This window comes from Mucilaginibacter corticis, assembly GCF_007558865.1.
Lineage (GTDB): Bacteria > Bacteroidota > Bacteroidia > Sphingobacteriales > Sphingobacteriaceae > Mucilaginibacter > Mucilaginibacter corticis.
The window spans coordinates 965,735-985,392 of the sequence record NZ_VLPK01000002.1 but is presented as its reverse complement, the minus strand read 5'-3'; the positions used below and the strand labels follow the sequence as shown (position 1 = coordinate 985,392).

The following is a 19,658-nucleotide window of genomic DNA, read 5'->3' as shown; positions in this document are numbered from 1 at the left end:
TCAATACCGGTTATAGCGCAGCACTTCAGCTTCGAGCTGCTTTTCAGGGATCGATAAAAGTTGTTTTGGGCTGAGCCGCCAGGTCCAGTTATCCAGGATATCGGCCGGGATGTTCATTCTTGCCGTTTCGTCAAGGCCGAGCCAGTCCTGCAAAGGGATGATGGCAATTTTAGCGACAGAGGCGTAGGCCAGGCTGATGAATATCCGGCTGATAGTTATGGGGCTTACGGAACGCCCGGTATATTGTTTTAAATGCGCTTGCACCGTTTCATCTGCTTCGGTCCTATACCAGCCTTTCGTGGTATTGTTATCATGCGTGCCGGTGTAAACGATAAAATCAGGCGTGTAGTTATGCGGCGCATGGGCAGATACCGGCAAATCCTCCCCGAACGCGAATTGCAGCACTTTCATTCCCGGTAAATTAAAATCATCACGCAGCCGGTACACGGCCTGGTCAATATCGCCGAGATCCTCGGCAACGAAGGGCAAGTTCCCCAGTTCCTTTAGGAGCAATTCGAACAGTTTTTTACCGGGCGCCGCTTTCCATTGCCCGTTGATCGCCGTATCCTCGCCGGCCGGTACTGCCCAGTAGTTTGAAAATGCCCGGAAATGATCGAGGCGCAGCAGGTCATAATATTCCAGGTTCTTGTTAATGCGCTGCAGCCACCACGCAAAACCCGTGGCTGCCAAACGGTCCCAGCGGAAGACGGGCATGCCCCAGAGCTGGCCATTGGCATTGAAATAATCAGGAGGGACTCCGGCTACTTCCATCAGCTTCCCGTTTTTATCGAGGCTAAAAAACTCCGGGTTCGCCCACACGTCGGCTGAATCATAACTCACATAAAACGGCAGGTCCCCGAACAGCCGGATATCTTTTTCATTACAATAGGCTTTCAGCGCGAAAAATTGGCGGGAAAAGATAAACTGGAGCCATTTGGTCTTTAGTATCGCATCCTCGTACTGATGCGTGAATCGTTTTAAAGCGGCCGGTTTACGCAGCCGGTATCCGCCGGGCCACTGGTGCCAGGGTTTTCCCCTGAAATGAATTTTCAATTGCGCGTACAGCGCATAATCACCGAGCCAGGCAGCTTCCTTATCACAAAAGTCTTGAAACGCCGTTTGCAGGTGATGGCCTGCCCTTTCCCGGAAATTGTCCCAGGCAAGTTCAAACAAATGCTCCTTGATTTGCCCTGCTCGCGCATAGTCTACCCTGCCCCTGTCCGTAATTTCAGACCTTTCCAGGTCTTCCGCACTTAAGAGCCGGTCATGATGTAATAATTCAGGGCTGATCAGCAGGACATTACCGGCCATACTTGAATTAGCGCTGTAGGGTGAATACAGGCTCGCGGCATCTACCGGGCTCAGGGGTAACAGTTGCCAGTATTTTTGGCCGCAACGGTAAAGCAGATCTGCAAAAGCGGTCGCGCCCGGGCCGAGATCACCGATCCCGAAAGGAGCAGGTAAAGAGAATACCGGCAGTAACATACCTGCCCCGCGCTCATTAACCGGCGGCTCCGCTTTCAAAATAGCCAGCGGAACTACCGAGAACAACTCCTGTATGTTTAATTCCGGTTTCAGCGGGAGCAACAGGTTGCTGAAGGTCCGGGGCGCTCCAGGCGGTAGCTCCAGGCGGGTATCCCCCCAATCCAGTTCCGCCAAGGTACAATCCTGTGCGGAACAAAGCGCGGCCGCATGCAGGGGCAGCGCAACGAGGTACCATTGCTGTTTAAACTTCCTGGCAAAAGCGATCACATTTTCTCTGTATTTCCCGCTTACGGTCAAGGGAAGGTAATCGGAATTCTTAAAAAATTCCGCGTTCTTTTTCCGCTCCTGCAGCAAAAGGCCGGTTAGCTTTACTTTCAATTGACCGTCAAAACGGTTTTCCCAGAGTGCCTGCAATACATCCGGGTTCCATTTGTCGCCTGCTAAAAGTTTTTCGTGCCCGGCATAATCCACAGGCCGCCTGTTATCAGGGTCGACCAGGCTCAGGTCCCAATGCTCACAGCCCTGGTAAACATCGGGCACGCCGGGGCATAAAAATTTCAGTACCACCTGGGACAAGGAATTAACGACCCCAAAGTCCGCCGCCCGGGCCAGGAACCGGGAAAAGCTCTTCCAGAACGGCACGTGCCGGTCCAGTAAGCCGGCCGCGAATTTTTTCGTAGCGGCTTCATAATCCAGGTCCGGCGCTGCCCAGTCTGAATGTTGTTTGCCCTCGCGAAGCATTTTTTCGAGGTAGGCTGCCAGTCTCTCCCGGTAATCGTCTTCCTTTTCTCCGGGCATCGGGTAGCTCCCTGCCAGCGTCTGATAAATGAAATATTCATCGTTGGCATCAGGCGCAGCATCGGTTTTAAGCCCTTTATTCAGTTCCTGCCAGGATACGACCTGCGCCAGCCACTCTTGCCCCATGTCCGAAAGTACGTTCAGCCTGCAGCGCACATCCTCGCCCCGCTTGGTATCATGGGTAGCGGTCGCGTTCATGGATAAGGGCCAGTTTTGCAAACGGCTGATCATTTGCCGGTGGAAGTCCTGCACGCCCGTACCGAAAGCCGCCGGCGAGTCTCCGACCTCGTTATGGTCGATGAAACGATTATAGGTGTACATTAAGGTATCTTCTACCCCTTTGGCCATTAACGGCCCCGTGAACTGCATTAACCTGTGGTAAAAATGCGGATCCGCGCTGTCCAGCAAAACTTTTTTAAGGGCTTTGACGGTTCCGGCAAGATCAGGGGATTCATCACTTATTTTTTTTAGAATGGCAAGGATGGCCTTGTGCTCTTCTTTCGTTCCGTAATATTTGTAGACCGGGCAGTTGACCAGGAATGCAGCGATGGTCCGGCGCAATTTATATTCGTCCGCCTGCCCGTACTTAAAAAAAAGGGATGTGAGGTTATCGAGTTCCCCTGACATGGACCGGTTGAGAATCAGTGCTTTTTTTTCCAGGATCTGGCGGCCAATTGGCTTGTCAGTTTTTGCCAGGTCGCGGTAAAAACGGGTAAACAGGCTTTGATAATGCTGCGATGTGAACAAATTATTCACCAGCGACAGGAAGTCATAGCCCGTATTCCCCTGCACCGGCCAGTTGGGCATGGACTCCCCCTGTTCCAGTATTTTTTCTACTATAATATAGGCCTGGTCACCGGCCAGTTCACGCAGGTTACGGAGATAAAGGCCCGGGTCATAAAGCCCGTCGATATGGTCCACGCGTAATCCCTGGAAGACACCTTCATCCAGTAATTCAACGATCAGCTGATGGTAATGGGGAAACACTTCCGGCCGCTGGATATTCAGGCAGATCAGTCCGTTGACGGTAAAAAAACGACGGTAATTGATCTTTTGGTCTGTTTCTTTCCAGCTGCATAAACGGTAAAACTGCTCCCCCGCGATTTCCGTTAATAAGTCTTTATCCCGGTTCACCTGTTGCAGTTTTTTATCCAGTTTTTCGGCTGAACGGCTGTTTAAAGGCCAGGTATTGTCAAAATATTTAAATACGAATTTTCCCTTTTCGCGGGCGATGGTCAGTTCACCCTTTTCTATGACTTCCTGCAGTTCGCCGCCCAGGAAGGGCGCCATGACAGGCCCGGTAAACAGGTCAAAATAATCCTTATATGCGGATAAAGGCCCCTTTTCCAAAACATCCGTCAGCCAATGGTTATCGGCATGGTAGGCCATATGGTTGGGTACGATGTCCTGGATCCAGGCAATCCCCAGGGCTTTTAACTTTTTGCTGATAGCGCGCAATTGAGTAAGCGTCCCGATCTCCGGGTTGATCTCCAGGGGATCGGTCACATCATAGCCATGCATACTCCCCGGTACGGCCCGGAAGATCGGGGACGCGTAAATGGCGCTTATACCCAGGCGCTCCAGGTACGGCAAAACCGCTTCAAAATCTTTGAAATTGAAATCTTTATGGAACTGGATCCGGTAAGTTGCGGCAGGGTTAAATGTCATGATTTTTATAGATAATGACCGATTCCGGCCGGATTTGACCTAGTGTAGCTGATGCCCCCGGCCCTTTCCATGATGGATCTGCCGAGTCGATTACTTTTACCCAGCTGTTACCAGCGGGCAGCTCAACGGCCTGTATTTCTCTGGAAAAGTTAAGCACTGCGCAAACCTGCTGCAGTTTTCCCCTTTGCAATAACAAAATATTTTTGTCCGCCAATACCTCAACCCGTACCGACCCACGGTCAGGTATGGCCAGCGCGGGCAATTGCTTACGCAGGGCGATCAGCGCTTTGTAATAGTTAAACATGGCTTTGCCCGTGGAAAGATGATAGTCGTTCCAGGGTAATTTTGAACGGTCAAAAGTATTTTTGTCTTTGGGGTCAGGTACTTCACTTTTCGTTTTGAACGCTTTAAATTCTTCGCTCCGGCCCTTCCTGACCGCTTCGACCAGCTTTGGGTCACTATGGTCGATAAAATATAAAAACGGCGACCGCGCGCTGAACTCTTCGCCCATAAACAGTAAGGGCAGGTAAGGCGCGATCAATACCGCCCCTGCCATGAGTTTCTGCATTTCGAAACTAAAAAGTTCAGTACTCCGCTCGCCGAGCATACGGTTGCCCACCTGGTCATGATTTTGCGAAAAAACGACGAACTGTCCGCCCGGGCGATGATCAGCTTTGGTACCAAATGTTTTTTGCCGCTGCGCAGAATAAACGCCATCATACACATAAGCGTCACGGTAACTCTTAGCCAGGTCAGTAATTCCGGAAAAGTCCGCGTAGTAACCGCTTGTCTCACCGCCGGCGCTTACCCGCAGCGCGTGGTGAAACTCATCGATCCACTGGGCATTCAAGCCATAACCACACTTATCAAGCGGGTCAATAAATCGCGTGTCGTTCAGGTCGACCTCAGCCAGTAAATGATAAAGCCTTCCTGTTTGTTTGGTTAATGCCAGCACTTGTTGACTGAGTTCCCGAAGGATATGCACAGGGCTAAAATCTTTGATGGCATGCGCTGCATCCAGCCTCAGCGCGTCGACCCCGAAATCCCTGAACCACATGAGCGCGTTCTCCACAACATAATGGCGCACGCCGTCGCATCCCGCGTCATCAAAGTTAACCGCGCTGCCCCATGGCGTTTTGTATTTGTCCGTGAAATAAGGCCCGTAGTTATTAAAATAATTCCCTTCCGGCCCCAGGTGGTTGTAAACCACATCCAATATGATCGCCAGGCCCCTGGCATGACAGGCATCGACCAGCCGCATCAAACCGGTGGCGCCGCCGTAAGATGTTTGCACCGCGTAGGGGAACACCCCGTCATAGCCCCAGTTGCGTCCGCCCGGAAATTGCGCCACCGGCATCAGCTCAATGGCGGTAATACCCAATTCTTCCAGGTGATCCAACTTGCCGATGATGCCGTCAAACGTGCCTTCAGGGCTGTAAGTACCGGTATGCAGTTCATAAATGATGTATTTATCCAAAGCCGGGTTTTCCCAGGCGGTACCGGTTCTTTCAAAATGGGCGAGGTCAAGCGCCTGTGACGGTCCGTGCACGCCTTCCGGTTGCGCCACTGAGGCCACATCAGGAAAAAACTGCTCATCTATTACTACCTTGTACAGGTCACCCGGCTGTATTTGCGTAGTTTCAAGTTCCCAGTACCCCCGTTTTTTTGCGGCCAGCGATAATTGACTGTTATGCTTAACCAAATGCAGCGCTACGGACTTCGCCCGGGGTGCCCAAACGACGATCGTCGCGCTGCCATTTTGAAAACGTATGCCCGGAGTTTTGTCCATCTTATTTTTCGTGAAGTTCGAGGATCACGACCGAACGGGCCTGTACGCAAATAACTTCCTTTTCCCTGAGCGCCTCTTCCTTCAAATCAGTGACTGCCGTATCCATCACTTTTATCCAGCTTTTACTCCTGATCTTTTCAGGAAGCTTATAGTCAAGTGATTCATGATGCGAATTGAAGATCAGGTAAAAACTGTCATCCGCAATTTGTTCCCCTTTCGGCCCCACATAGCGCAGGGCCTTGCCATTTAGAAATACACCGAGTGATTTGGCAAAATCATGGTTCCAGTTCTCATCGCTCATTTCATCGCCTTCCGGCAGGAACCAGGCAATGTCCTCCAGTTCCTTGTTTTTTATCGGTAAGCCTTTGAACCAGTTGCGCCGGCGAAAAGCGGGATGATCCTTGCGGAAACGGATCAGTTTACGGGTAAAGGCCAATAGTTCCTGATCAGCATTCGCCCAGTCGAGCCAGGATATTTCATTGTCCTGGCAGTACGCGTTATTATTACCCTGCTGTGTGCGGCCAAATTCATCACCGGCTACCAGCATGGGCACGCCTTGTGAAAGAAACAAGGTGGCCAGAAAATTGCGTTTTTGTTTTGCCCGCAGTTCCCGGATAGCCTGGTCATCGCTCGGCCCTTCAGCGCAGCAATTCCAGGAGCGGTTATGGCTTTCACCATCATTATTGTCTTCCCCGTTTGCCTCGTTATGCTTTTCGTTGTAGCTGACCAGGTCCTGCAGCGTGAAACCATCATGCGCGGTTATGAAGTTGATGCTTGCCGTCGGCCTGCGGTAATCACTCTCATACAGGTCGGGGCTGCCGGTCAGGCGCTGCGCGAATTCGCCCAGCATGGTGTCCGCGCCGGCCCAATAGTCGCGGATGCAATCCCGGTACTTTCCGTTCCACTCGGCCCAGTCCGCGGGGAACTTCCCAACCTGGTAGCCGCCTTCCCCCACATCCCATGGCTCAGCAATCAGCTTCACCTGAGAAATAACCGGGTCCTGGTGAATAATATCGAAGAACGCGCCCAGCATATTCACTTCGTGCAGCTCGCGGGCAAGTGTCGAAGCCAAATCAAAACGAAAACCGTCCACATGCATATCCAGTACCCAATACCGCAAACTGTCCATTATGTACCGCAGGACATTCGGAAGCGTAACATTAAGCGTATTTCCCGTCCCGGTATAATCCATATAATGCCGCTGGTCGTCATCCACCAGGCGGTAGTAGCCGGCATTATCAATTCCTTTAAAAGACAGGGTCGGTCCCATTTCGTTCCCTTCCCCCGTATGGTTATAGACCACATCCAGGATCACTTCTATGCCTGCCGAATGCAGGTCCTTCACCATTTGCTTAAAATCTCTGACCTGCCCGCCGGTATCGCCGTTTCCTGAATAAGCCGTGTGCGGGGCGAAAAAGCCGATAGAATTATAACCCCAGTAATTACTCAGCCCGCTGTCGGCGGCCGGGCGGTTATTGACAAAATAGTGGATCGGCATCAGTTCTATCGCCGTGATCCCCAGTTCCTTCAGGTAACTGATCGTGACCGGGTGGCTGATGGCGGAATAGGTACCGCGAATATTTTTCGGAATGTCAGGGTTTAAAAATGTAAAGCCCTTCACATGTGCCTCGTAAATGATGGACTGGTGATACGGCGTGTGCGGTTTATGGTCATCCCCCCAGTCAAAGTTACTGTCAATGACCACCGATTTTGGCATATAGGGGGCACTGTCTACCTTGCTAAAGCTCAGATCGCCTTCGGGCGAACCGATCTCGTAACCAAAAAGCGCGTCATGCCATTTAAAATCGCCTGAAATGGATTTGGCATAGGGATCCAGCAGGAGTTTATGATCATTAAAGCGGTGACCGTTCTGCGGTTCGTAAGGCCCGGATACACGGTAACCATAAAGTTGCCCGGGTTTGATGCCGGGAAGGTAGACGTGCCAGACCTGATGGGTCCGTTCGGCCAGCTTAATTTTGTGCGTTTCGGCCGATCCCTGATCATCAAATAAACAGAGTTCAACACCGGTCGCATTTTCGCTGTATAAGGCAAAGTTCACCCCTTCACCGTCCCAGGTGGCACCCAGCGGGTATGGGTTACCCGGGTATTTTTGTAGTTCCATACCGCTAAAAATCAAAAAACAAGCTTAAATGTTTTGGAACATTGCAATAATTTAAAGGGCGGGCCCCTCCAAACAAATCGCCTGATTTCGCTGTTAGACGGGTATGAAGAACATTTTATTGGTAACTAACGACCAGGCCTTATTTGCCGGCCTGTATCCGGGCCTGACGAACCTGGGGTTTTGCGTAACCACGCTGGCAGATCCGACCGCGGTCGTGAACGCGGCGGCAGCGGGTAAACCCGACCTGGTCATGATGGATTTTATTTTGGAGGAACTGAACGGGGGCGCTTTATGTCACCAGTTAAAAACAGATCCGAAGACACAATATATCCCGGTATTTTTACTTTCCGGATTCACCGGGCTGGAAAAGCTGGCGGTTAAATTCGGCAGTGATGCGCTGATCGACAAGAGACAGCCCTATGCTGAACTGGTCGAAAATATACTTTCGCTCATCCATGATGAACTTTCTATTTACGCCTGAGCGACAGCATATGGAGAAACACATTTACCAGACCGGCCTGATCGGTAACTGCGCGTACCTGGCGCATGTCAATAAAAACACGAATATCGACTGGCTGTGCTGGCCGCGTTTTGACAGTTCTTTTGTTTTCGGGAAATTACTCGACGAAAAGCTGGGCGGCGAATTCTCGGTACAGCCTGAAGGGGAATTTACTTCCAGCCAGCAATACCTGGAAAACACAAATATTATCCGGACAGAAATCACCTGCAAAACTGGAAAATACCAGGTCACTGACTTCGCCCCGCGTTTCCGCCAGTATGAACGTTATTTTAAACCCCTGATGCTGATCCGTAAGATCGAAGCCATTGAAGGCACGCCCAGGATCAGGGTAAAATGCAATCCCGTATGGGATTATGGCGACAAAGAACTGGAGCGCTTGCAGGGCAGTAACCATATCGAATATGACGGTGCCGAAGAAAAGATCCGGCTCACCACCAATATCCCGGTCAACTACGTGATGGAGGAACAATTATTTTCCCTGAACGAAACCAAATATCTGGTGCTAAATTACGGCGGCCTGCTGGACGCGCCGCTGGTCAGCACAGCGGAAGAATTTTTTCGCGAAACCAAAGATTACTGGCGCGTATGGATCAAGCACTCTTCTATCGCGGGTTTTTACCAGCAGCACGTTATCCGTTCAGCGCTTGTGCTGAAATTACACCAATATGAGGACACGGGTGCCTTTATCGCCGCAAGTACGACGAGCCTCCCCGAGTTTCCCGGCAGCGGGCGCAACTGGGACTACCGTTATTGCTGGCTGCGCGATACTTATTACGTTTTAACCTCGTTGAACCATATCGGCCATTTTGAAGAAATGGAGAAATATTTCAGCTATGTGACCGACATTTCTTTTGCCGAGGGGGACGAGTTCCGTTACCAGCCCCTTTACGGAATTACCGGCGAAAAAAAGCTCGTCGAACAGATCATGGGGAACCTGAGCGGTTACCGGGGCAACGAGCCCGTGCGTGTTGGCAACCAGGCCTATGAACATATCCAGAATGATATTTACGGCCAGGTGTTAATCTCCCTGTTGCCGCTTTATACCGATCACCGTTTTGTTTTCAGTGAACGGAAGGATTCCGCGAACTGGATCCATTCCCTGCTCAATAAGATCGAAAGGACCATTGATGAAGCGGATGCCGGCATCTGGGAATTCAGGAACATGGCCAATGTTCACTGTTACAGCAACCTTTTTCAGTGGGCGGGCTGCAACGCTGCGCTGAAGATCGCATTGACCATCGATAACAAAGAACTGGAAGACCGGGCGACCGCGCTGATGGCGAGGGCCGCCGCGCATATCGAAGCCTGCTATGATCCGGAAAGGAAAGTCTACACCCATGCCGTGGGCAGTCCGTATCTTGATGCCAGCACCCTGCAACTGATCATGATGAATTACATCGATCCGGCATCCCAAAAAGCGAAAGATCATCTTGCTGCTTTGGAAAAGGACCTGAAAACCGAAGGCGGGCTTTTTTACCGTTACCTGCATACCGATGACTTTGGAAAACCGGAAACGACCTTCCTGATCTGCGCATTCTGGTACGTAGAGGCGCTGGCTTGCGTGGGACGCATGGATGACGCGGTCCGCGAGTTCGAAAACCTGATGAAATACTGTAACCACCTGTTGCTTTTCAGTGAGGACGTGAGCGAGCAGGACGGCAGTCAATGGGGTAATTTCCCCCAGGCTTACAGTCATGTAGGGCTGATGAACGCCGCTTACCGGATCGCTGTTAAACTGGACAGGCCGGTATTTTTGTAAGCGCTTATGAAAGATCAAATTGAAGTATGGTCAGATCAGTTACAGCCCTGGGCCTGGAACCTTTGTGTGCTGGGCGCGGCGCTGCTCACCGGTTTTCTGATCAAACTCCTGATCACTTCTTTGCTCCATTTTTATAAAAGGACCGCAGATTATTCTTTTTTCAAATCGGTGCTGACCCATATCGGCCCGGCGCTGAACCATTTCGTACCGCTGTTCCTGCTGAACCTGCTGGTCCCTTCGATGGAACTGAACAAACGCTACGCGGGGATCGTAGACCGGACCGTAGAGATCTTACTGATCATCTCGTTTGCTTCTTTGCTGATCAGCGCGATTAAAACCTTCGAGGATTATGTTTACCATACTTATGACCTGAACAAGGCAGATAACCTGAAGGAGCGCAAGATCCGTACGCAACTGCAATTTATCCGTAAGGTCATTGTCGTTTTCATCGTGCTGGTAACCATTTCGATCATCCTGCTGAGTTTTGACAACGTCAGGAAGATAGGCGCCGGTTTGTTAACGGGCGTAGGCATCGGCAGTATTATTATCGGTTTCGCCGCGCAAAAATCGCTCGCCAATTTCCTGGCAGGGTTCCAGATCGCCTTTACCCAACCTATCCGGATCGATGATGTGCTGGTGGTTGAGGGGGAATGGGGTCGTGTCGAAGATATTACGCTGACTTATGTGGTCTTGAACATCTGGGACCAGCGCCGGCTGATCCTGCCCATCAATTACTTTATTGAAAAACCTTTCCAGAACTGGACCAGGACCACCTCTGAAATTCTGGGCACCGTGTTTATCTACGCGGATTACTCCTTGCCTGTTGATGAATTACGGGCGGAGCTGAAAAGGCTGCTTGAACTGAATGAGCTCTGGGACAAAAGAGTGGGCATTCTGCAGGTAACCGATGTTAAGGAACAAACCATGGAGATCAGGGCATTGGTGAGCGCCCGCAATTCTTCGCAGGCATTCGACCTGCGCTGCTACGTCCGGGAGAACCTGGTAAAATTTATCCGGGAAAAGATGCCGGGCAGCCTCCCGCAGAAAAGGCTTTCCGGGGAGTTGAACATCACTCAGCAGCACGATAATGCGAAATAAAAAACTTTTACGTCCGGGACAAACCCGCTTTTTATCGCGAATTTAACGGATAAGAAATGTGCGATAAGCTTTAATCATGCGGGTCATTATTCTTGGCAAATCATCATAACTTATCTCCATTAATTTTCCGTACTTTGCAAAAATAAGCGGAGTCTTTTTGCATCTCTTTCATCACTTTTGACCATTCTTTTACCCCTGCTTTTATTTCTCGGATTTGGTTTTGTATGCTACACATTTTTCAGTTCTGTCTCATATAATACTTTACCTGTAAGGTCCACTGCTTTTATGTTCAGCCTGGCCGAGTCTATTGAAAAATACATGAATCCGTGTGCTGAGGCGGCAAAACGGCTGAAAGCTGCCCCTTCGGTCACTTTGGTTAATTCAGAACCCGCACCTGAAATGATTTGATGGGTATGCCCTTCGCCCTTAAGATGCTGGAGTGAGTGTTCATGTCCTGACAGGTAAACATCAACTTTATGATCCTCGAAAGTTTTGGTAAGGGCTTTTCGCATCGTCAAAGTTTCAATATTTACAATACGGGGTCCTACGGTGTAAAAAGGATGATGGCCCACAACAATTTTCCACTTAACATCAGCAGATGCAGCAGCCAGTGTTTCATTTAACCAGGCCATTTGTTTGGCAACATAATCGGCCTGATCTTCATGCTGAAAAGGATCTGTATCCATCATTACAAAAAGCACTTTATCGTTGCTTTTAACTTTTTCAGGGCTTTTGATCTCTTTGTCAACATCCTTGTTCAGGTTCACTTCTTTTGAATAATAACGTGCCGGCATTTTCCAGCGACGGCTGATCTTGCTGTAACGGATCTGTGCATCTACATCTGTGTGATGGTCATGATTACCTACCACAATATGCCAGTCGCATTGCAGCGAATGGGCTGTATAAATATTTTCAAAAGAATAATTGAATAACGGGTCTTCTTCGCTTATCACCCCAGATGGGTAAAAATTATCTCCACAAGATATTACAAAGTTATTGGGATGATCTGTAGCCCACTGGCCCATCTGTTTGGCTACTTCTAACTGATCGTATTCTCCATTTCTGCCCCAGTCTCCCAATGCTATAAAATGCAAGGCAAAATCATCTTTTACCTTTGGTAATAAGGTTAGATCTTTACTATCCAGGTAGGTCACTTTTTCATCTGCGAAAGCTGCCGCGGGGCCAATAAATGAGGCACCCAGGGCAGCAAGCGCTGTATTTTTTACAAAGTCTCTGCGCTCCATAATCTTAATTTTTTAATTGATAAACCAATAATTTAAATGAATTTGGCAGCTGAGTTTTTGTTCCTTCTTTATAGTCAGATACCGGGAAATAGATCTTATGCGTAGCCGCGTCCAATGCCATAGTTTTGGCATGATATTGCGTGGTGATGGTTTGTAAAGCTGTGTAAGCATCAGGCCCATTTAGTCTAAAAACGTTAGCGGTACCATCACCATTAGATGCGATGATCAACTTGTTTACGGCATCATACACTACAGCGTCAACACCTGATCCGATAGGAAGAGTTTGTACCACTTTGCCTGAAGCAATATCGATCACACTCATGCCTTTATTTTCGCGGCATACCGTAAACAAACGTTGGCCGGATATGTCAATGGCTATACCAGTAGGGCCGCCGCAAGGGTTAAGCGGAAAACTTTTAACCATTTTTAAGGCCTTGGTATCAATAACTGCTAGTTTGCTTTTATCCTCAAGGTTGTTGTATATCATTCCTTTGCCGTCACTAACTGCAAATTCAGGCGCTCCGCCTAAATCTACAGTCCCTGCCTGTGTTAAACTTTGCGGGTCCACAACCACAGCGGCATTGCTGTCGCCTTCAAAAGCGAATATTTTTTTAGAGAACGGGTCATAAATAATACCGTCCGGCCCTTTACCGGTAATGGTAATGGTTTTTATAACCTGTAAGGTATTAGTGTCAAAAGCAACCACGGCGTTTGCTTTGCCATCGGTAATAAAACCTTTATTCAGATCGCTTACAACTGCAATACCATGCACACCTTTCATGCCGCTGATGATACCGATCACTTTTTCGGTAGCCAGATCAACCACATTTACTGCAGTGCCGTGTGACGCATAAAGGCGCTTGGCCGCCTGGTCTATAAAAACATAATCATTACCACCATCGCCCGGTAGTGAAATCGTTTTTTCTAATACATATTTTTGTGCCGATGCGTTAAATGCGCTGCAAAACAGCGCTATCGTGCAAAGGAGCAACAGGATCGTTTTTTTCATAGTCATAAGATCAGAATATAAATAAGCAGGGATCTGTTTACACAAATTCCTGCTCATTATTTGTATAATTAATTAGTGTTTGTTGCCTTTGCCGTCAGAAGTGTATGCACCCATATCGGCATTGTAGGTAGCATTACCTTTACCAATTGCCGGTGAGCCGCTTTTTAAATGAAAATCGTTTGTATTTGGTGCACCGTTTGGCAATAACAAAGCGCCATCAAAACTGGTAAACATAGGGTTTCCTGTTGCTATACTTGTTGAAATAATATCACTTGGCTGTGGCTTACCAGCAGCATCTGACGGATAAAAACCGGCTCTTATATCCACAGTGATTGCAGGCGGTGCAGTATTGTCTACCTGAGTATCGGCAGTAGCGTAGAAAAGGTTATTACCATATTTTACATTAGCAACATCTGCATCCTGAAATATTTCAATCCCATGGTAACAGTTTACAATGATATTATTATAAATATTCCCTTTTGCACTTACACCCGCAGATACACCTCTGCCCGGTTCAGCAGACCCTCTTCTCCATCCACATGATACAATTGTATTATTGTATACGTCAACGTTCGTTTCTGCTGTTGTAACTACTTTAGCAGTCTCCAGCTTTACACCTGTTCCGGCCTGGTTAAATATTACGTTATAAGCAACGGTACCGGTAGTACCCGTTTTTAAATTTATTGCTTCACCGTCACTGCTGCCGCCACTTTGTATCGTATTTCTCAATACAGTCACCTGCGCACCGCCAAACAGGCCAATTCCGTCATCCTGTCCATTTGCAAACCAGCTATCTTCAATATCAACTTTAATGGGTTTACTAACCACTAACGTTCTGCGGGCGCCACCTGTATTATCAGGGCCTCCTGTGTTTAATACCTTGGTCCATAAAATTGTCACCGCTTTTGCACTATCACAGGCAAAACCGCCCCAGGTGCCTGGCTGATGTGTATCAGAATCAAAAGTTATCGGGCTGGTCTGAGTACCTAAAGACTGAAATACGCCTTGTATTTTAAATTGCGAATTATTCTTTACAATAATATTAGCACCCGGCTGAGCCAAAAGCGTATCGCCTGCTTTAACATAAACATCATGGTTCATTGTATAAGTTTTGCCGGATAATAACGTACCTTTTTCAAAGCTGCCAATAGTGTCTGAGCTAATGGGGTGCGATGGCGGTATTACAGGCGACTTAAGGTTTGTGGCCTCTTTTTTTGAGCACGATGCGATGGTGCCTGCTAATGCTATAGCGGCTATCCAAAAGGAGATTTGATTGGTTTTCATATCAATAATAGTTTGTTTAAATAATTAATAGTTATAGCGCAGGCCTAAAAGATAAGTGGCCTTGGTTACTTCATTGCCGTTTTGAAAGTTGTGCAGAACAACTGTTGTGTGTGTATTTAAAAGATTATTAAGCTTGGTGAATACAGTGAAATGTTTACCTGCGGCTTTATCAGCAGAAAATGCCAAGGTTGATAATGGCTGTTGGATGTAATTATCCCCATTATCAGGATAAACACCTACCAGGGTTTTACCTAAGTATTGATAGGCTATTTGTACGTTTAAGCCTGCGGCTTTATTTCTATATAATAAACTTGCATTAAGATCATGCACAGACGCGCCAGTAAGCATCCTGTGTTCAAGGATATGAAATTGAGGGTTGTTTCTGTCAATCTTTGAAGCATTTACGTCTGAATAATTATAGGCGTAATTACCACTTAACCCAATATTGCCAAAAAACCTTGTGTAAGCAATCTCAAAACCTGCTACTTTAGCCGAGGCAGAATTTATAGGTTTATAAACCGTATTCGGACCACTACTTCCTCCGTAGGCATATTCAATAGGATTAGTTAATTGTTTGTAATAAGCCCCAATAAAAAACAACTCGTCAGCCCGTGGAAAAAGTTCATACCTTAAATCATAATTATTAGCGGTTGTGTGGTTTAGAGCCGGGTTACCTTCAACAGCTGAGCCTCCGGTACTTGGCGGCACTGTAGGCACCAATTCAAAATAAGCAGGGCGGGCCAAAGAAGCGAAATAGGCAAATCTCAGATTAGTTTTCTCGTTTAGTTTATATTTTAGCGTAATGCTGGGCAGAATGTCCGTATAATTTTTATTTACATCTGATGCATTGGTGATATCCTGCCTTACGTGATACCCCTGCGACGTGGTTTCTGACCTGACACCTCCAAAAACATCAAGTTGTGAAAAGGTTATTTTAAATTCACCGTAATACGCTGTGATATTTTCAAAAGCGTTGTAGTTGTTAATATTAAACTCGCCTGCGCCATATGGGTTATATACATTCCAGTTGGCAGCGTTGATGTCAGTAAAGATTGGTTTACCGCCATTATCATTAGCTACGGGGCGTAAGGTATATTGGTCTTCATAATTATACCTGGTTTTATGCCGGTATAGTCCACCTGCTTTTAATTCAAGTTTTATATCATTGAAGTTCGTTTTATAAGTCAGGTTGCCGGCGCCATCAAAATCCTTGTCCTCATTATGTGCCCAAACCCGGCTGATGTCGTCAAAGTAATCAGGGCTTTTGTTAAACTTGCCCGAAACCGGATCATAGGTGATCAATATATTGGTATTTATATCAGCCTGATCCGGAGTTCTTACATAAGCATCAGAAAATGCACCATACCAATTAAATTTGAAATGTGTATTTAAGATATGCTCACCGGATAATTTTAAATTTTCAATAATCTGATTGCTTAGTGTTGATTGATAAACGCTGCTTACCGGGCCCGAACCCGGAACAGACCTGCCGCCATTGCCGCCTGTTATTGAAGTATCTGCGGATACCGAAGCTTCTTCAAGCCGCGAGTACAGCAATACGTTATCAAGCATGATCTTATTTTTATCATTGATCTTGTAATCCAGGTGGGTGATCAGGTTATTTAATAACTGATGACTTGAAATACTGCGATTAGTAATATCATTAATACGGGGCCTGTGGTCTGGGTCATTAGGGTTTGCATTACCGTCATTACCTTCGGTATTTGACCCAAAATATAAATTCTGAAAGCTGTTACCTATAATAAAACCAAGCTTATTTTTAAGGAAACGCTCGCCATAGCTTACTGAGAAGGTACTGGCAGGCGGAGGGTTGACATTTTTAAAATCCAGGTTTGATCTTGTAAAGTCATTTGGCTGGGCGACATAAGACGGGCCATTAGCCTCTGACGGGCTGTACTTTTTTATATCAGCCGAAGAGAACTTTAAAAATTTGCGGTCAATAAATATTTGATTGTATCCCACCGAGCCCGTTGCCGAGATTAACCTTTTATCAGGCGCATCCTTAAAAATCATGTTAACGGTACCGCCGATAGCATCCCCTTCCATATCAGGCAAAAGAGTTTTATCAACCTCTATCCTGTCCAGCAAATCTGACGGCACAACACTCAAGGATACCAGCCTGGTTTTATTTGACGGGCTCGCTATTTTCACACCGTTTATAAGTGTATTGTTATACCGTGGTTCAAGCCCTCTTATAATGGCATAGGCATCATCGCCACCTGCGTTACGCTGTATGGTAACACCTGACATACGCTGCAGTACATTGGCCGCATTGATATCCGGTGATTTTTCGATAGCTTTTGCACTTATAACGTTTTTTATATTGTTTGAATTTTTTTCATTATCACGTGCTGCTTCTTCTGTTCCGTTAGGAAGTCTATCGTATATATTGACAGCTTCTAAATTATTATTTTTAGCATCCAGCTGAATATCCAGTATTAATACCTGCCCTGCGCTTAATTTAATTTTCTTTTCAAAACTTTCGTAACCGATAAACTTGACTTTAACCTTATATTCTCCGGGTGCAACGTTGGTGAAGGTATAATTGCCTTTTTCATCGGCTACTACAGCATTGTTAAAATCGTCAAAATGGATAACTGCCCCGGGTAAAGCCTCATGAGTTGCCCTATCGGTAAGTTGACCTTTGAGTGTAGCATTTTGGGCATAGGCCAATACGGTAAAAAGCAGGAAGAATAAGAATAAGTAAAGTTTTTTGACCATATTTTCTGTATATACAGGCAAAAAACACTGCGAATATTGGAGGAAAGTTGGATTAAATGCCCATAATCCAACGCTTAATTGTTTAGTAATATTTAATTAATAATCAGGGCATTAACTTTAATATTTGATTCTCTTAGATCAGTTTAAATTAACAATAACTTAAAGTTCATGCTGGGAATAAAACCGTAAATATGTGATAAGGCGAATCGAAATTGTATGTTAAAGAAAGATCAAAATTTTCACAGATCTGACGGCATATGGTCAGGCCAAGACCGCTACCTTCAGAACCTGATGATTTATGGAAGCGGGTGAATATTTCATCACCGGATAAAGCCCGGGACTCGCCCGTATTACGGATACTAAAACTTTCATTACTCAATTCAAGGATCATTTCTCCGCCGGTATAATTATGACGGATAGCATTTGTGATCAGGTTACTCAACAATATCTCTATTAAATAACTGTTGGCAAAAATTTCTTTTTCATGTAACTGGTAGCGAAGAATGAGTTCTTTATCCTGGTAGATCTCCTCAAACTGGATAAGCATTTCTTCTATAAGTGTTTTTAAATCTATCCGCTGCATCTCCTGCAATAAGCGGTTCTCAATTTTAACCAATAATAGCAACGATTGGTTCAGGCGGTTTATCCGTGAAACACCTTCATAAAGGTCATCAAGCAATTTACCTTGCTTTTCGTTAAAAGCGTCGGTTTGCAATAGCGAATCCAGCTTTGAATTTATAATGGCGATCGGCGTATTAAATTCATGAGAAGCATTTTCCGTAAATGTTTTCAGCGTTTGATAATCATGTTTGGCTTTAGCAGCCATTTCACTAACCACAGCATTCATTTCTTTAAATTCATCAATAACTGTATCCAGTTTAGGGATCGCGGTGGGCTCGGCAATGTTAAACAGCTTTAATTCATGCATAATACTGTAAAAAGGACGCCATAGCCGATTAAGGATAAGCCTGCTGGTCATCAGCAAAAGCAGCAATAAAAGTAAAATCACTCCGGCAGTAATCAGGAAAATAATGCGGATCAGATCTTCTGTTTCTACTTTTGACTCTACAATTATAACTTTATAATATTGGTGGCCTGCAATTACCGCTGTTACCAGCCCCCTACCCGGTTCATAATCTCCGTCAGTGTGATAAATTCTTCTTTTAGGATTATCTTTTCCCCATTTCTTGTAATACAGTGTATCTATAAACTTTCGTTTTACCGAACTAGTTGGTACTATTTTGAATGCTATTTGTAAATATTTGGATTCGAAAACCTGGGGTAGTTCCTGGTTATACTTGACGTATTCCAGTATCTCCATCTCCTCATTTTGAAGATCTTTATCTTTTTGCCGGGTCAATACCCAACTGATCGCCTGGTAATAAGCAAACCCGGTTATCAGCATAAGTACAATATTAGTGACCAGGTTTACCCTGTTGTACCGCGCGAAAAGTTTCATTTAGCAGAAAATTTATACCCTGTCCCATAAGCTGCCTGAATGTAATCTTTGCTGCCGGCTTCCATCAGCTTTTTACGGGTATTTTTAATATGGGAGTAAATGAATTTAAAATTATCTGCGATATCGATGCGGTCACCCCATAAATGTTCGGCGATTGCATTCTTTGATACCACTTTCTCTTGGTTAGCGATAAAATAAAGCAGTAAACCGTATTCCTTAGGCGTAAGTTTTACCAGCCGCTTGCCGACCTTAACCTCCTTGCCTGCCAAATCGATACTAATTTCGTTAAACTTCAGTAAGTTGCTCCCGTTAAAAGACTTCCGGCGGATAATAGCGGTAACCCTTGATTTCAATTCTGATAAGTGAAAGGGCTTAACCAGGTAATCGTCAGCACCCAAATCAAGGCCCAGCAAACGATCATCCAGCGAATTCCGGGCAGAAATGATCAAAACACCATCCGGGTAATTATTTTTCTTTAAATTTTCCAAAAGGTTAATGCCGTTGCCGCCAGGTAACGTAATATCCAGTAAGATACAATCGTAACGATATAAATTGGTTTTAGTTAATGCCGAGGCATAATCATTGGCGGTTTCACAGATGTTGCCGGCTTCGGTAAAGTAGTCTTCAATACTTTCGCGCAAGGCTTGTTCGTCTTCTACAATAAGTATTTTCACCTGAATT

At 46.4% G+C, this 19,658-nt stretch carries 12 protein-coding genes; 3 read left to right on the top strand and 9 right to left on the bottom strand.

Annotation, left to right across the window (positions count from 1 at the left end):
• The 3 genes from treY to glgX are packed head-to-tail and all read right to left on the bottom strand — an operon-like array spanning nt 1 to nt 7,862.
• On the bottom strand, nt 1–3,951 hold the full coding sequence (treY, locus tag FO440_RS14970; RefSeq protein ID WP_144249071.1) for a malto-oligosyltrehalose synthase: 3,951 nt from the start codon (nt 3,949–3,951) through the stop codon (nt 1–3).
• Nucleotides 3,941–5,740, bottom strand: coding sequence for a malto-oligosyltrehalose trehalohydrolase (gene treZ, locus FO440_RS14965; RefSeq protein ID WP_144249070.1), 1,800 nt, complete (start codon nt 5,738–5,740; stop codon nt 3,941–3,943). Before treZ ends, treY begins: the two co-directional genes overlap by 11 nt.
• A gap of 1 nt (nt 5,741) precedes the next feature.
• Nucleotides 5,742–7,862 (bottom strand): glycogen debranching protein GlgX, encoded by a 2,121-nt coding sequence (gene glgX, locus FO440_RS14960; RefSeq protein WP_144249069.1) that lies wholly within the window; start codon nt 7,860–7,862, stop codon nt 5,742–5,744.
• A 103-nt stretch (nt 7,863–7,965) separates the two neighbouring features.
• Here glgX and FO440_RS14955 point away from each other — a divergent pair, with 103 nt between their 5' ends.
• Genes FO440_RS14955 through FO440_RS14945 form a run of 3 tightly spaced genes read left to right on the top strand, consistent with a single transcriptional unit; the run spans nt 7,966 to nt 11,239 of the window.
• Entirely contained in the window at nt 7,966–8,343 is a 378-nt protein-coding gene (locus FO440_RS14955; RefSeq protein WP_144249068.1) for a response regulator, read from the top strand.
• 10 nt (nt 8,344–8,353) lie between these two features.
• Nucleotides 8,354–10,141: a glycoside hydrolase family 15 protein gene (locus tag FO440_RS14950; protein ID WP_144249067.1), complete on the top strand. Its 1,788-nt coding sequence runs from the start codon at nt 8,354–8,356 to the stop codon at nt 10,139–10,141.
• Between the two features lie 6 nt (nt 10,142–10,147).
• A complete protein-coding gene (locus FO440_RS14945) occupies nt 10,148–11,239 on the top strand; it encodes a mechanosensitive ion channel family protein (RefSeq protein WP_144249066.1) in 1,092 nt (363 codons plus the stop codon).
• 227 nt (nt 11,240–11,466) lie between these two features.
• Here FO440_RS14945 and FO440_RS14940 read toward each other — a convergent pair whose 3' ends face one another.
• From FO440_RS14940 to FO440_RS14915, 6 genes are all read right to left on the bottom strand, one after another.
• Nucleotides 11,467–12,483 carry a metallophosphoesterase gene (locus FO440_RS14940; RefSeq protein ID WP_144249065.1) on the bottom strand — a complete coding sequence of 339 codons (1,017 nt, stop codon included), beginning with the start codon at nt 12,481–12,483 and terminating at the stop codon, nt 11,467–11,469.
• Between the two features lie 4 nt (nt 12,484–12,487).
• Nucleotides 12,488–13,492: a YncE family protein gene (locus FO440_RS14935; protein ID WP_144249064.1), complete on the bottom strand. Its 1,005-nt coding sequence runs from the start codon at nt 13,490–13,492 to the stop codon at nt 12,488–12,490.
• A gap of 72 nt (nt 13,493–13,564) precedes the next feature.
• Nucleotides 13,565–14,776 carry a right-handed parallel beta-helix repeat-containing protein gene (locus FO440_RS14930; RefSeq protein ID WP_144249063.1) on the bottom strand — a complete coding sequence of 404 codons (1,212 nt, stop codon included), beginning with the start codon at nt 14,774–14,776 and terminating at the stop codon, nt 13,565–13,567.
• Nucleotides 14,777–14,800: 24 nt separating this feature from the next.
• A complete protein-coding gene (locus FO440_RS14925) occupies nt 14,801–17,518 on the bottom strand; it encodes a TonB-dependent receptor (protein ID WP_144249062.1) in 2,718 nt (905 codons plus the stop codon).
• Nucleotides 17,519–17,684: 166 nt separating this feature from the next.
• On the bottom strand, nt 17,685–18,977 hold the full coding sequence (locus tag FO440_RS14920) for a sensor histidine kinase (RefSeq protein WP_144249061.1): 1,293 nt from the start codon (nt 18,975–18,977) through the stop codon (nt 17,685–17,687).
• On the bottom strand, nt 18,974–19,651 hold the full coding sequence (locus tag FO440_RS14915) for a response regulator transcription factor (protein ID WP_144249060.1): 678 nt from the start codon (nt 19,649–19,651) through the stop codon (nt 18,974–18,976). The genes FO440_RS14920 and FO440_RS14915 overlap by 4 nt, the downstream gene beginning before the upstream one ends.
• Nucleotides 19,652–19,658 lie beyond the last annotated feature (7 nt).